Origin of the sequence: Agromyces sp. Soil535 (genome assembly GCF_001428255.1) — a bacterium.
Lineage (GTDB): Bacteria > Actinomycetota > Actinomycetes > Actinomycetales > Microbacteriaceae > Agromyces.
In genome coordinates, this window is the sequence record NZ_LMRW01000009.1 from 1 (window position 1) to 13,132 (window position 13,132).

The following is a 13,132-nucleotide window of genomic DNA, read 5'->3' on the forward strand; positions in this document are numbered from 1 at the left end:
ACGCGGCGAGCATCCGCACCGGGTTGTGGAATCCCTGCGCCTTCGCGAGCCCGGTGTCGCCGAACTCCTGCCCCGAGCGGGTGGCCACCTCGGCGGCGGCCCGGGCGAGCAGCGCGTCGGCGTCGCGGCGTACTCGTGCGAGCAGGTCGGTGACCCGGACCAGCCCGGCGTCGCTCATCTGCTCCAGCTCGACCTGCGCCGCCCCGGCGGTGGCGCCGAACGCCGGCACCGCCTCGGCCCACACCGCACCCAACGCGGCAAGATCACCCTCGAGTGCCCGCAACGGCACCGGCACCGGCAGCGGCAGCGACTGCGGCTGCTCGGGCTGCGGGGGCTGTTCCATGCTTCGATCCTGCCCCCACCCACCGACATTCCAATCGTGCGGGAAACACCTCTTGACCGGGCATTACGCCTGTGCAGAATGCTCGAGAAGCGCACCCTGTGGAGGACAAGTCAGCACCGGGCCGAACAGATGCGACGGACCCTCCCCGACCCGGCCTCCCACCGCGCTCAGATGCCGGGGCGGACGCTGCGGCCGCAGCGCTGGGCACCCGTCATGTCTCGGCAGCCGCATGCACGCACGTCACGCACGCGGCATCCGTGATGTCGCGGCGGCTGCACGACGGGCACGTCACGCACGCGGCATCCGTCATGCCGTGGCAGCTGCAACAGCTCGCGTCGCGACGCATCCGCTCGTTAGATGGCGTCCTGACGGGGGAAGACGACCTTCTCGACGATGATGATGAGCGACGCGGCGACCGGGATCGCGACGAGCGCGCCGAGCACCCCGCCGAGCGTGCCGCCCGCGACCGCGGCGATCACGACCAGGGCGCCGGGCACGGCGACCGCGCGGCTCATGATGCGGGGGCTCAGCACGTAGGCCTCCACCTGCATGTAGATGAGGTAGTAGATCGCGGCCGCGAGCGCGGTGGCCGGCGAGGCCGCGAAGCAGACGAGCGAGATGATGATGGCGCCCGTGATGGTGCCGACGAGCGGCACGAGCGAGAAGAGGAAGGCGATGAATGCGAGCAGGATCGGCGCTGGCGCCCCGATGATCGTGAGGTAGATGAGGCTCAGCACGCCGTTGATGGCGCCGAGGCTCACCTGGCCGATGACGTAACGTCCGACCGACCCCGTGATCTCCTCGGACACGTCGCGATATCCGGTCCGCGATGTGGCGGGCACGAACCGGGCCGAATAGCGCTTCATCGCGTCGAGCGAGGCGAGGAAGTAAAGCGTGAGGATGAGCACGATCGTCGCGCCCGTGAAGCCCCCGGCGATGCCCGCGCCGACGGCGAGGATGCCGCCGCCGAGGGCCCCGAGGTTGGCGGGATCCGCGAGCCACTCGCTGACGGAGTCGATCGCGTCCTTGATGGCATCGCCGGTGCCCGTGAGCGAATTGAGCCACGCCACGAAGTCGCTGTTCCGCACGTTCTCGACGATCGCGTCCCAGTCCCCGACGATGATCGTCGTCTGCTCGATGACGATCGGCACGATCGCCGCGATGAGTCCGACGAACAGGCCGATCACGACCACGAAGACGAGCAGGATCGCGAGCCAGCGCGGGATGTCGTGCCGCTGCAGCCAGCTCACGACCGGGTCGAGACCGAGCGCGAGGAAGAGTGCGAGCGCCACGTAGAGGATGACCGTGCCGAGCTGGCCCACGATGCTGCCGAGCAGCACAGCGAGCAGCACGCCCAGCGCGCCGACGAACCCGATCCGGAACGCCCGGATCTTCAATTCGGGGCCGCGCGAGTCGCCGTCGGTCGTGACCTCGGCGACCGGCGGCTCCTCGATCACCCGGGATGGCCTGCGTCTCCACATGTGTGCGACGCTACGCGGTCGCCGGTCCGCCGCGCCGCGCCGCGCCGGTTGCCGACCGGGAACGGATGCCGCGAATGCGGGAATGCCCGGTCGGCGCTCGCGTTGGCGTTAACCGTGGCGCCCACGCATGTGTGCCCCGCATCGAGGAGGAACGTGACCGAGCAGACCGCCGTGGGGTTCCGATCCGAACGTGGGCCCGTGCTCATCGCGCTCATGCTCTCGACGGGCCTGGTGGCGATCGAGGCGACCATCCTCGCGACGGCGGTGCCGTCGATCGTCGCCGACATCGGCGGCTTCTCGCAGTTCCCGTGGCTGTTCTCGATCTTCCTGCTCGCCCAGGCAGTGTCGGTGCCCGTGTACTCGAAGCTCGCCGACACGATAGGGCGCAAGCCCATCATGCTCGTCGGCATCGGCGCCTTCCTGGTCGGCTCCATCCTCTGCGGCGTCGCGTGGGACATGACCTCGCTCATCGTGTTCCGCGCGGTGCAGGGCCTCGGCGCCGGCGCGGTGCTCCCGGTGTCCATCACCATCACGGGCGACATCTACACCGTGCGCGAGCGGGCCCGGGTGCAGGGCTACATCGCGAGCGTGTGGGCCGCGTCATCCGTCATCGGGCCGTCGCTCGGCGGCCTGTTCGCCGAGTTCCTCACGTGGCGCTGGATCTTCTTCGTGAACATCCCCCTCTGCTTCATCGCGGCGTGGATGATCGTCCGCACCTACCACGAGACCGTCGAGCGCCAGAGGCACCGCATCGACGTCGCCGGCGCCGTCGTGCTCACCGTCGGCCTCACCCTGCTGATCCTCGCCGTGCTCGAGGGCGGGCAGGCATGGGCGTGGACCTCGTGGCAGAGCATCGGCGCGTTCGCCCTCGCGACGCTGCTCCTCGTGGCGTTCGTGATCATCGAGCGCCGGGCCGCAGAGCCGGTGCTGCCGCTCTGGGTGTTCTCGCGACGGCTCATCCTCACGACGTCGCTCATCTCGTTCGGCATCGGCGCCGCGCTCATCGGCCTCACGTCGTACGTGCCCACGTTCCTCGAGATCACGGCCGAGGCGACGCCGATCGTCTCCGGGCTGGCGGTCGCCGCCCTCACGCTCGGCTGGCCGATCTCCGCGTCGCAGTCGGGGCGCATCTTCCTGCGCATCGGGTTCCGAAGCACCGCGTTCATCGGGCTCGGCGTCGCGGTGCTCGGCGCCGCAGGACTCTTCGCCGCCTCGTTCGTGCCGAACGTGTGGACCACCGCGATCTCGTGCTTCGTGGTGGGCCTCGGGCTCGGGCTCGTGGCGTCCCCGACGCTGATCGCGGCGCAGTCGTCGGTGCCGTGGGAGGAGCGCGGCGTGGTGACCGGCGCGAACATGTTCCTCCGGTCGATGGGCAGCGCCGTCGGGGTCGCGATCTTCGGCGCCATCGCGAACGGCGTCATCTCCGGGTCGGGCCTCGGCGAGCACTCCCCCGTCGCCATCCAGGCGGCATCCAGTGCCGTGTTCCTCGCGGTCATCGTCGTTGCCGTGGCGACGATCGCGGGTGCGGTGGCGATGCCGCGCGGCCACGTCGACGACATCGAGCACCGTCCGGCCGAACAGGATGCCGCGCCCGCGGGTTGAGGTGCCTCGAAACCCGCTGTCACGACGACCGGGTTTCGAGACGCGTCCGGATTTCGAGACGCGTCCGGATTTCGAGACAGCCGCTGGCGCGGCTTCCTCAATCCGGTCGCTCCTCAACCCACGAACGCGGCGACGACGCGCACGACGAACCAGAAGAGCCCGACCACGCCGACCAGCAGGCCCGCCACACGCGTCGCCGGATCCGCGACCGCGGTGCGTCGCAGCAGCACGAGGAGCGGGAATGCGACCGCGATGAGCCCGAGCTGCACGCCTCGATGCCGAGGTTGAATGCGAGCAGCGAGTGGAGCAGCTCCCACGACCACGGCTCGTCGATGCCCAGGGCGCTCGCGAAGCCGAGCCCGTGCAGCAGGCCGAAGGCGAACACCACGGGCATCCGCACCCGGTCGGGCAGCTCGCGACGCGAGAGCGTGGCCGCGGCCGCCTCCACGATCGACAACGCGATCACGGGCTCGACGATCACCGCGGGCATGCTCACGACGCCGATGCCGGCGAGCAGGAACGTCACGCTGTGCGCCAGTGGGCGGAGCGTTCCCGGATGACACGCTGGCGAGCGTGGGTGAACAACCGGCATTCGACCGACGACGTGTCGGGGTCGGGAGGGAGAACGGTTACCGGAGCGGGTTTCGAGACGCCCGCTGCGCGGGCTCCTCAACCCGCGGACACGGTTACCGGATGCCGGCCGGCCCGATGACCTCGCGCTGGAACGTGCGGATCCAGCGCTGCCCGGTCTCGCGGAACTCCGCGTGCGTCGTGAAGCGGTAGTGGTACGCGGTGGCGCGCACCCACTTGGGCGCGGCTCCGTCGAAGGGATCGGTGTGCAGGAGCCTCAGTGTCGGGGTATCCGCCTCGAGCAGCCGCAGCAGGAACATCTCGAACCACGGCTCCCACATGCGCCCGAGCGGCAGGAACCACATCAGCCAGTCGAGCCGCAGGTGGTACGGCGCCCACTGCCGAGGCACGGCGCGAAGGTCGCCGGGCTTGCCCTTGAAGCCGTACTCGCGCCACTCGGAGTCGTCATCGGGCTCCTCGGCGAGGGTGCCCTCCACGACGATCTCGATGCGCCGCTTCGTCACGGTGCCGAACGCCCCGTAGGCGTTCACGAGCATCCACCGGTTGAAGCTGAAGTTCATGAGTTGCCGCCGCGAGAGCAGGTTGCGGATCGGCCAGTAGCTCAGCACGAGCAGCAGGACGGATACCGCCGCGATGATGAGGAACCACCACAGCGGCGTCGTCGCGGCATCCGTGCCCAGGTCGGCGGGGATCGCGGGGATCAGCCAGTGCCACGCCGAGTCGGTGATGGCGGATGCCGCGAGCACCACCGTGATCCAGTTGAGCCACGCGAAATTGCCGGTGACGATGAGCCAGAGCTGGGTGAGGATCACGATGACCGCAGCCGTCGAGCCCACCGGGCCGGGCACGAAGAGGAAGAACGGCACGACGAGCTGCGCGAAGTGATTGCCGAGCACCTCAACTCGATGGAACCACCTCGGCAGCAGATGCGCCTGCCGGCTGAACGGATTCGGCATCGGCTGCGTCTCGTGGTGGTACGTGAGCGCGGTGAGGTCGCGCCACTCACGTCCGCCGCGGATCTTGATCATGCCGGCGCCGAACTCGAGGCGGAACACGAGCCACCACACCGCGACGACGATCGTGATGGGCGGCGGCTGGTCGTTCGACCCGAGGAACGCGAGGGTGAACAACGCCTCGCAGAGCAGCATCTCCCAGCCGAACCCGTAGAAGGTCTGGCCGACGTTCACGATCGACAGGTACAGGATCCACAGGGCGAGGAAGACGAGCATGGGCACCCACGGCGGGCCGAGCTGTGGAAGCCCGACCACGACGGCTGCCGCGAGCACGAGCCCGGTGATCGCGACCGCGACGAGCCGGCGGTCGGTGTACCCCCAGCGGAACACGCTCGGCCCCCGGAGCCTCTGCGCGATCCGGAGAAGCTCCGGCACCGGCAGCAGGCCGTGCTCGCCGAGAAGCGGCCGGAACTGGTTCAGCGTCGAGAGGAAGGCCACGAACGCGAGCGCCCCGACCCCCCGCTGCAGCACCTGGCGGGCGATCTCGTAGTCGTGCGCGTCGAACCAGTCGAGCCAGTCCACGTGCACAACCTACGCCGTGGACCGCGGGTTGAGGAGCCCGCGCAGCGGGCGTCTCGAAACCCTCGTGCGCGGCGTCGGGTTTCGAGACGGCGCTTCGCGCCTCCTCAACCCGCAGATCAGCGGATGCCGAACCGCTCCCGCAGCGCGAGCTTGGCGGCCCACCATCCGTTCATGCCATGCACGGCCGGCCCCGGCGGCGTCGCGCTCGAGCACAGGTAGACCCCGGGCAACGGCGTGCGCCACGGCGCGGTCGACACCACGGGACGCTTCACGAACTGGGCGAAGGTGAGCTCACCGGCGTAGATGTCGCCGCCGACGTAGTTCGCGTTGTGCGCGGCGAGGTCGGTCGCGGTGCGCTGCGACGACGCGAGCACGACGTCGCGGAATCCCGGAGCGAAGCGCTCCACCTCGCGCGTGACGAGCTCGGTCGCGTCGAGCGTCGACCCCGCAGGCACATGCGTGTACGCCCAGAGCACGTGCTTGCCCGCCGGTGCGCGCGTGGGATCGACGACGGTCGGCTGCGTCGCGAGCACGTACGGATGCCGCGGCGCCGCATCGTCCACGCCGGGCTGGTAGCCCCGGCGCACGGCGTTCTCGGCCGCGGCGATCTCGGAGCGGCTCCCGCCGAGGTGCACGGTCGGGGCGAGTCCGACCTCGGGATTCGTCCACGGCACCGGCCCGTCGAGTGCGAAGTCGACCTTCGCGACGCCCGAGCCGTAGCGGTAGCGGCGGATGGCCCGCTCGTAGCTCCCGGGGAGGTCGGCGGTCAGCAGCAGTTCGGGCGCGGTGTCGAGGAGTACGACCCCTGGCCCGCCGGTCACCTCGTCGAGGCGCGAGACCGGGGCATCCGTCACGATCTCACCGCCGCGGGAGCGGAGCTCTTCGGCGAGCGCGTCGGCGATCGCCTGCGATCCGCCCGCAGGGAAGCCCCAGCCCACTCCGTGCGCGTGCATCGCCAGCAGCAGGCCCGCCCCCGCCGAGGCGAGCGTCGGCATTCCCCCGGCGGCGTGCGCGACCACGCCGGTGAACAACGCCGGCGCCACGTCGCCCGCGAAGCGCGTGTTCCACGCCGGCGTGCCCTGCTCGAGGGCGCGCAGGCCGAACCGGAACGCCGCGATCGGGTCTCGTGGCACGCGCAGCAGCTGCGAGCCCGTGAACGAGACGACGCCGCGCTGCCGCGCGAGCAGCGGCGCGATGAGGCTTCGCCAGGCCCGACCGTCGGCGCCGAGCCCCTCGACGGTGCGGTCGAGGTCGCGCCAGGCGATCCCGGCACGCCCGCCGTCGAGCGGATGCGCGTACGAGACCTCTGGCACGATCCACTCGAGGCGGTCGAGGAGACCCAGCTTGCGGAACACCGGCGACGCGAGGGCCGCCGGATGCACCGCCGAGCAGACGTCGTGCATGAATCCCGGCAGGGTGAGCTCGGCCGAGCGTACGCCGCCCCCGATCGACGCCTCACCCTCGAGCAGGCGCACCGACAGGCCGGCTCGCGCGGCCACGACCGCGGCGACGAGCCCGTTGGGCCCGCTCCCGACGACCGTGACGTCGGTCGAGGGCCTCAGAATCCGGCTCCCATGGTGTTGACGTAGACCCAGGGGAGGCGATCCATCATCAGCCGGTGCTGGTTGCCCTCGGCGTCGGGCGCGTCATCCGGAACGGCCGGGTCGTTCGCCTCGCGCTCCCGGTCGGCCTCGTACTCGTCGTCCTCCTGCCAGAGGATGGCGGTGCCGTCTTCGCTGAACCGCCCGACGTAGGGCTTCACGTCACCGCTGCGCAGCTCGGCGAGCGCCTGGTCGACGGATGCCGCGCGCTGCAGTCCGTGCAGCGTCACCCACGTCGGCGGCCACAGCGTCATCGCGCCGGCCGCGTGCCGATCGAGCGCGTCGACAGGACGGAGCCACTCCACCGCGGCCACCTCGCCGGGCGCGGGGCGGATCTCGCCATCGGGCACGCGCACGGCGAAGAAGGTGGTGCGCAGCTGCTTCGGCGAGCCCTTCGGCGGCGTCCAGTGCGAGAACGGCACCAGGTCGTAGCGGTCGAGCCCGAGCCCGATCTCCTCGCGCGTCTCGCGCACGGCCGCCCGGCGCGCGGCGTCCTCGGTGTCGATCGAACCGCCGAGGGCGTCCGCGTCGTCGACGGCGCCGCCCGGGAAGACCCAGGCGCCCGCGAACGAGCCGCGGTCGCGGGGCCGCTCGGCGAGAAGCACCTCGAGGCCGCGCTCGCCGTCGCGCAGCAGCACCACGGTGGCGGCGGCCCCCGGAACCTCGTCGTTCGTCAGGGATTCAAGGTCGCTGTCCATGTCCCCAGACTAGGCCGGTCGGGCGGGGAGCGCACCGGTGCGAACGCGGGCGCGCCGGCCATCCCCTCGGTACACTTCGGGCATGCACCTGCCCCGACTCGGAGGCGTCGACGAGGAGGCCGTGTCGCCCCTCGCAACGCTCGTGCGCGCGCCGAACCCCGGACCCATGACGCTCGACGGCACGAACTCGTACGTGCTGCGCGCGCCCGGCTCGGCCGGAGTCGTCGTCGTCGACCCCGGGCCCTCGGATGCCGCGCACCTCCAGCGGCTCGCATCGTTCGGGCCGGTCGAGCTCGTGCTGCTCACGCACCGCCACGCCGACCATCGCGAGGCGCTCGCCGAGTTCGCGGGCCTGGTGGGGGCCCCTGCGCGCGCGATCGACCCGGCGTACTGCATCGACGCGCCGCCGCTCGCCGACCGCGAGCTGATCGAGCTCGCGGGTCTCGAGCTGGAGGTGATGGCGACGCCCGGGCACACGGCCGACTCGGTCTCATTCGTGCTGCCCGACGACGGCGACCACGGCTCGGTGCTCACGGGCGACACGATCCTCGGGCTCGGCACCACGATCATCGCCGATCCCGACGGTGCCCTCGGTCCCTACCTCGACTCGCTCAGGCGGCTGCAGTCGTTCGCCCGGGCAGCGCGCGGCGCGGTCACGGTGCTGCCCGGCCACGGCCCGGTGCTCCGCGACCTCGCGTCGATCTGCGACGACTACCTCGTCCACCGCGCCGAGCGACTCGACCAGATCCGGGCGGCGCTCCGCGAGCTCGGACCCGACGCAACGGTCGACGAGGTCACCGACCTCGTCTACGCGGACACGGATGCCGCGGTGCGGCCCGCCGCGGAGGCATCCGTTCGAGCGCAGCTCGTGTACCTCCGCGGGCGGGCGTAACCCCGTGGCATCCGTTGATCCGGGTGCGGCTCAGGCGACGAGCGCGACGCCGCCCGTCCAGCTGATCTTCTCCTGCACCGCGAGCGTGAGCTGCAGGAAGCCGACCGACTCGAGCTCGCGCGCACGGGCGAGTGAGCCGGCGTCGACCGCGGCGATGCCGCCGGCACGCACCACGTCGACGAGCGCCTGCTTCGCGAGGGCGTCGTCACCGGCGATGAGCACCGTGGTGGGCTGGCCGCCGATGGTCTTCGCGGCGAGCGTCGAGGCGAAGTTGGTGTTGAAGGCCTTGAGCACGCGCGAGTCGGGCAGCGCCTCCTGGAGCTCGCTCGCCTTCGACCCGTCGGCGGGGGCGACGAGCGAATCGAAGGTCTCGAAGTTCAGCGGGTTCGTGATGTCGACCACGATCTTGCCGGCGAGTTCGGCGCCGCGCTTCGCGACGATGTCGTCGAGCGAAGGGTGGGGCACGGCGAGCACGACGATGTCGCCCGTGATGGCGTCGGACGTGTCGCGGCCGACGTACTCGACGGTGTTGCCGCCGGCGGCCACGATGCCTCCGATCGCACTGCCCATGTTGCCGGAACCGATGATGCTGACGGTGGTCATGTCGTTCCTCTCCGCGTCGTCATCCGACGCGATTACTTGTTGATACAACCAACACACTAGGGCAAATCAGTTGTTGCGTCAACCATTGCGGTACACTTGGCGTCATGAGCGACACGAGATGGCTGAGCACCGAGGAGTCCGCCGCCTGGGTGCGCCTCGTCGCGCTCGCCGAGTTGCTGCCCGGCGCGCTCGACGCCCAGCTCCTGCGCGACGCCGGCCTCACCCACTTCGAGTACGGCGTGCTCATGGCCCTCGGCGAGGCGCCGAGCCGCACCATGCGCATGACCGAGCTCGCCTCGCGCACGAATGCGACGCTGCCTCGTCTCTCCCACGTCGCCCGCCGCCTCGAGGAGCGCGGGCTCATCGAACGCTTCCCATGTCCCACCGACCGGCGCGCCACGAACGCCACCGTCACGCCGGCGGGGCTCGACCTGCTAGCGTCGGCCGCGCCCGGCCACGTCGAGACGGTGCGCCAGAACGTGCTCGACGCGCTCACGCCCGAGCAGCTCGAGCAGCTCTACTCGATCGCGGGCGCCGTGCTCACGCGACTCGACCCCGACGAGCGCCTGACCGCCACGTCCTGCCAGTTCAGCGAGGGTCCGGCCGCCGCCCGCATGGGCTGAGTTCCTCTGCTGCGGGCAGCACTGCCGTCGGCAGCATCCGCCCCGCGCCATCCGTCGTCGACGCAGGCTGGACGCATGAGCGATCACGAGACCCCACCGATCCAGCCGATCGACGCCGAGCTCACCCGGCGCCTGTTCCACGAGCGCGTCATCGTGCTCGGCGACGAGCTCGACCAGGGGGGCGGCAACCGCCTCATCGCGCAACTGCTCACCCTCGCCGCCGACGACCCGCGCCGCGACATCCGCTTCTGGATCAACTCGCCGGGCGGCTCGGTGCCGGCGATGCTCGCGATCATGGACGTGATGCGCGCGATCCCGAACGACGTGGCGACCATCGCGGTCGGCTGGGCGGCGAGCGCGGGCCAGTTCCTGCTCACCGCGGGCACGCCGGGCAAGCGGTTCGCACTGCCGCACGCGCGAATCCTCATGCACCAGGGCTCGGCCGGCATCGGCGGAACCGCCGTCGACGTCGAGCTCCAGGCCGACGACCTGCGCTACACGCGCGACGTCGTGCTCGGCATCACCGCGGAGCTCACCGGGCAGCCGCTCGAGCGCATCGCGCAGGACTCGCTGCGCGATCGCTGGTACACCGCCGAGCAGGCCGTGGAGTACGGCTTCATCGACCGCGTCGTGCACGGGTCCGATGAGCTGTACGGCGGCACCGCCCACCCGATGACCGGATTGCGGGTGCCCGCATGAGCTCCTACACGATCCCCTACGTCGTCGAGAAGCGCGGCAACGCCGAGCGCACGATGGACGTGTACAGCCGCCTGCTCTCCGAGCGCATCGTGTACCTCGGCACCGAGATCGACGACGGCGTCGCGAACGTGCTCATCGCGCAGTTCCTGCACCTCGCGTCGGAGTCGAGCGAGACGCCCATCAGCCTCTACGTCAACTCCCCCGGCGGCTCGCCCGGCGCGGCGCTCGCGGTGTACGACACGATGCAGCACATCCGGCCGGATGTCGCGACGACGTGCGTGGGGCAGGCCGGCGGGCCGGCCGCGGTGCTCCTCGCGGGCGGCGCCAAGGGGCAGCGCGCAATCCTCCCGCACGGCAAGGTGACGCTGCACCAGCCATCGACGCAGGGACGCGGCACGGTGCCCGACCTGATCATCCACGCCGACGAGGTGGTGCGGGTTCGCGCCGAGCTCGAGGCGGCGCTCGCGGCCGACACGGGTCGCGACGTGGTGACGCTGCGCCACGACACCGACCGCGAACTCATCCTCCCGGCGGCGGCGGCCGTCGCCTACGGCCTCGCCGACCACGTGCTCACGACCTGACTCTGAGGGTTGAGGAGCCCGCGAAGCGGGCGTCTCGAAACCCCGGCTCGGCGGAAGCGGGTTTTCGAGACGCGGCTTCGCCGCTCCTCAACCCGCGAACGCCATCTCGAACGCGGGTTTCGTGACGCGGCTCCGCCGCTCCTCAACCCGCGAGGGGGTCAGGCGGCGAGCAGGAACACGTCGCTCGGGGCTGGGACCTCGGCGCCGGTCACGACGACCGTGCCCGCGGCATCCGTGCCCGACAGGTCGAGCGGATGCCCGGGCAGCGCGTCCGCCCGGAATGCGAACGACGCCTCGACGACGAGGCGCTCGCGCCGATCCGCCTGGCGTCGTTCCTCGTCGAGCCGGGCGCCCAGGCGTTCGCCGACGCGGCGCACGACGTCGAGGAGCTCGAGCCCGAGCGCGTCGGCGACCGAGCCGAGGATCTCCGACGACGGCTCCTTGCGGCCGCGCTCGATCTCGGAGAGGTACTGCGGCGAGACGCCCGCCGTGGCGGCGACCTCGGTCAGGATGCGCTCCTGGTCGAGTCGCTCGCCGCGGAGCACCTCGCCGAGCACGTGCCGCCAGAGCGGCTTGGACGCGCGCGGGCCGATGGCCCGCGTGAACTCGACGACCTTGCCCATGTGGCGAGGCTAATCGCCGGATGCCGCGCTCGGCAGGTCGATCCGCTCAGGGCAGAATCGCCGCGCCGTGCGTCTGCCGCCGGCGCGCCTCAGCCGGCCTCGGGCACAGGCGACGCGTCGAGCCGGTCGCGCACGCGCGACGCGGCATCCGCGATCGCCCGCTTCTCGTCGGGCTGGAGCACGTCGAGGAACAGGTTCCGGATTGCCGTCGCGTGGTCGCGCATCGCGCCCAGCAGCGCCAGCCGGCCAGCGCGGGTGAGCACGACCCACGAGCCCCGCGCGTCGGTGTCGCAGTCCGCACGCTCGACGAGCCCGCGGGCGGCCATGCGCGTGAGCTGGTGCGAGAGCCGGCTCTTCTCCCACCCGATCGCCTCGCCGAGCGCACCGGGGCGCAGGCGTCGCCCGTGCGCCTTGAACAGCGTGAGCATCACGGCGTAGTCGCCTTGCGAGATGCCCGCGTCGCGCTGGAGCCGACGGTCGAGCTCGCGCATGAGCTCGCGGTGCATCGTCATGAAGTCGGACCAGAGCGACCACTCGGCCTCATCGATCTCGGACACCTCGGACATGACGCCAGCCTACCGAACTTTGGTTGACACGTCATCTTTCGGAGTTATGATGACGCGTCAACTACTTCTCTCGGAAGGACTCCCCATGACCGCAGTCAGGATCGGCATCATCATCGGCAGCACTCGCCCCGGACGGGTCGGCGATCAGGTCGCGAGGTGGGTGCTCGAGCACGCGTCGGCGCGCACCGATGCCGAGTTCGAACTCGTCGACCTCGCCGACTTCGCCCTGCCCCACCTCGACGAGGCCGTGCCGCCGAGCCTCGGGCAGTACGCCAACGACCACACCAAGGCGTGGGCCGAGAAGGTCGACTCGTTCGACGGCTACATCTTCGTGACCCCCGAGTACAACCACTCCACGTCGGGCGCGCTGAAGAACGCCCTCGACTTCGTGTACGCCGAGTGGAACGACAAGGCCGCCGGGCTCGTGAGCTACGGCGCCGCCGGCGGCACCCGCGCGGCCGAGCACCTCCGCCTCATCCTCGGCGAGCTGCAGGTCGCCGACGTGCGCCAGCAGGTCTCGTTCTCGCTGATGACCGACTTCGAGCACTACACGTCGTTCACGCCGCCCGCCTACCACCAGGGCATGCTCGCGACGCAGCTCGACCAGCTCGTGCCGTGGGCGTCGGCCCTCAAGAGCGTGCGCGACGCTCGCACGACCCTGGCCACGGCCGCGTAGGCGCGCGAACGCCCCGGC

At 71.1% G+C, this 13,132-nt stretch carries 15 protein-coding genes; 6 read left to right on the forward strand and 9 right to left on the reverse strand.

From position 1 onward, the window contains the following. Positions 1–343, reverse strand: a 343-nt coding sequence (locus tag ASG80_RS08235) for a hypothetical protein (protein WP_056729703.1), incomplete at its 3' end; no start/stop codon positions are given. Positions 344–696: 353 nt separating this feature from the next. Beyond that, positions 697–1,824, reverse strand: a complete 1,128-nt coding sequence (locus tag ASG80_RS08240) for an AI-2E family transporter (RefSeq protein ID WP_200952529.1) — start codon at positions 1,822–1,824, stop codon at positions 697–699. 153 nt (positions 1,825–1,977) lie between these two features. Between ASG80_RS08240 and ASG80_RS08245 the strand changes: the two genes are divergently transcribed. After that, positions 1,978–3,426 carry an MFS transporter gene (locus ASG80_RS08245; protein WP_056729704.1) on the forward strand — a complete coding sequence of 483 codons (1,449 nt, stop codon included), beginning with the start codon at positions 1,978–1,980 and terminating at the stop codon, positions 3,424–3,426. 97 nt (positions 3,427–3,523) lie between these two features. Here the strand turns inward: ASG80_RS08245 and ASG80_RS22865 are convergent, their stop codons facing one another. The 4 genes from ASG80_RS22865 to ASG80_RS08265 all read right to left on the reverse strand — a co-directional run bounded on the left by ASG80_RS22865 (position 3,524) and on the right by ASG80_RS08265 (position 7,851). After that, on the reverse strand, positions 3,524–3,952 hold the full coding sequence (locus ASG80_RS22865; protein ID WP_235508244.1) for a HupE/UreJ family protein: 429 nt from the start codon (positions 3,950–3,952) through the stop codon (positions 3,524–3,526). Between the two features lie 160 nt (positions 3,953–4,112). Further along, positions 4,113–5,552, reverse strand: coding sequence for a lipase maturation factor family protein (locus tag ASG80_RS08255; RefSeq protein ID WP_056729779.1), 1,440 nt, complete (start codon positions 5,550–5,552; stop codon positions 4,113–4,115). A 116-nt stretch (positions 5,553–5,668) separates the two neighbouring features. Beyond that, positions 5,669–7,114, reverse strand: coding sequence for an NAD(P)/FAD-dependent oxidoreductase (locus ASG80_RS08260; RefSeq protein WP_056729706.1), 1,446 nt, complete (start codon positions 7,112–7,114; stop codon positions 5,669–5,671). Next, positions 7,111–7,851, reverse strand: coding sequence for an NUDIX domain-containing protein (locus ASG80_RS08265; RefSeq protein ID WP_082589956.1), 741 nt, complete (start codon positions 7,849–7,851; stop codon positions 7,111–7,113). Before ASG80_RS08265 ends, ASG80_RS08260 begins: the two co-directional genes overlap by 4 nt. An 82-nt stretch (positions 7,852–7,933) precedes the next feature. Between ASG80_RS08265 and ASG80_RS08270 the strand changes: the two genes are divergently transcribed. Next, the gene (locus ASG80_RS08270) at positions 7,934–8,743 is read left to right on the forward strand and encodes an MBL fold metallo-hydrolase (protein WP_056729707.1); all 810 of its coding nucleotides are present in this window, start codon (positions 7,934–7,936) and stop codon (positions 8,741–8,743) included. Positions 8,744–8,773: 30 nt separating this feature from the next. On the opposite strand, the gene ASG80_RS08275 is transcribed toward ASG80_RS08270, so the two are convergent. Then, positions 8,774–9,346 carry an NADPH-dependent F420 reductase gene (locus ASG80_RS08275; protein ID WP_056729708.1) on the reverse strand — a complete coding sequence of 191 codons (573 nt, stop codon included), beginning with the start codon at positions 9,344–9,346 and terminating at the stop codon, positions 8,774–8,776. A 104-nt stretch (positions 9,347–9,450) separates the two neighbouring features. Here ASG80_RS08275 and ASG80_RS08280 point away from each other — a divergent pair, with 104 nt between their 5' ends. The 3 genes from ASG80_RS08280 to ASG80_RS08290 all read left to right on the forward strand — a co-directional run bounded on the left by ASG80_RS08280 (position 9,451) and on the right by ASG80_RS08290 (position 11,249). After that, positions 9,451–9,969: a MarR family winged helix-turn-helix transcriptional regulator gene (locus tag ASG80_RS08280; protein ID WP_056729709.1), complete on the forward strand. Its 519-nt coding sequence runs from the start codon at positions 9,451–9,453 to the stop codon at positions 9,967–9,969. A 75-nt stretch (positions 9,970–10,044) separates the two neighbouring features. Further along, positions 10,045–10,668, forward strand: coding sequence for a ClpP family protease (locus ASG80_RS08285; protein ID WP_056729710.1), 624 nt, complete (start codon positions 10,045–10,047; stop codon positions 10,666–10,668). After that, the gene (locus tag ASG80_RS08290) at positions 10,665–11,249 is read left to right on the forward strand and encodes a ClpP family protease (protein ID WP_056729711.1); all 585 of its coding nucleotides are present in this window, start codon (positions 10,665–10,667) and stop codon (positions 11,247–11,249) included. Before ASG80_RS08285 ends, ASG80_RS08290 begins: the two co-directional genes overlap by 4 nt. Before the next feature lie 158 nt (positions 11,250–11,407). Here ASG80_RS08290 and ASG80_RS24105 read toward each other — a convergent pair whose 3' ends face one another. Both ASG80_RS24105 and ASG80_RS08300 read right to left on the reverse strand, forming a co-directional pair. Next, a complete protein-coding gene (locus tag ASG80_RS24105; RefSeq protein ID WP_082589958.1) occupies positions 11,408–11,872 on the reverse strand; it encodes a helix-turn-helix domain-containing protein in 465 nt (154 codons plus the stop codon). A gap of 89 nt (positions 11,873–11,961) precedes the next feature. After that, the gene (locus tag ASG80_RS08300) at positions 11,962–12,438 is read right to left on the reverse strand and encodes a MarR family winged helix-turn-helix transcriptional regulator (protein WP_056729712.1); all 477 of its coding nucleotides are present in this window, start codon (positions 12,436–12,438) and stop codon (positions 11,962–11,964) included. A gap of 85 nt (positions 12,439–12,523) precedes the next feature. Here ASG80_RS08300 and ASG80_RS08305 point away from each other — a divergent pair, with 85 nt between their 5' ends. Then, positions 12,524–13,114 (forward strand): NADPH-dependent FMN reductase, encoded by a 591-nt coding sequence (locus ASG80_RS08305; protein WP_056729713.1) that lies wholly within the window; start codon positions 12,524–12,526, stop codon positions 13,112–13,114. Positions 13,115–13,132: the final 18 nt, after the last annotated feature.

Coding starts and splice junctions, on each gene's coding strand:
- ASG80_RS08240 (WP_200952529.1), bottom strand. CDS start 1,824: ATGTGGAGACGCAGGCCATCCCGGGTGATCGAGGAGCCGCCGGTCGCC.
- ASG80_RS08265 (WP_082589956.1), bottom strand. CDS start 7,851: ATGGACAGCGACCTTGAATCCCTGACGAACGACGAGGTTCCGGGGGCC.
- ASG80_RS08270 (WP_056729707.1), top strand. CDS start 7,934: ATGCACCTGCCCCGACTCGGAGGCGTCGACGAGGAGGCCGTGTCGCCC.
- ASG80_RS08275 (WP_056729708.1), bottom strand. CDS start 9,346: ATGACCACCGTCAGCATCATCGGTTCCGGCAACATGGGCAGTGCGATC.
- ASG80_RS08280 (WP_056729709.1), top strand. CDS start 9,451: ATGAGCGACACGAGATGGCTGAGCACCGAGGAGTCCGCCGCCTGGGTG.
- ASG80_RS08285 (WP_056729710.1), top strand. CDS start 10,045: ATGAGCGATCACGAGACCCCACCGATCCAGCCGATCGACGCCGAGCTC.
- ASG80_RS08290 (WP_056729711.1), top strand. CDS start 10,665: ATGAGCTCCTACACGATCCCCTACGTCGTCGAGAAGCGCGGCAACGCC.
- ASG80_RS24105 (WP_082589958.1), bottom strand. CDS start 11,872: ATGGGCAAGGTCGTCGAGTTCACGCGGGCCATCGGCCCGCGCGCGTCC.
- ASG80_RS08300 (WP_056729712.1), bottom strand. CDS start 12,438: ATGTCCGAGGTGTCCGAGATCGATGAGGCCGAGTGGTCGCTCTGGTCC.
- ASG80_RS08305 (WP_056729713.1), top strand. CDS start 12,524: ATGACCGCAGTCAGGATCGGCATCATCATCGGCAGCACTCGCCCCGGA.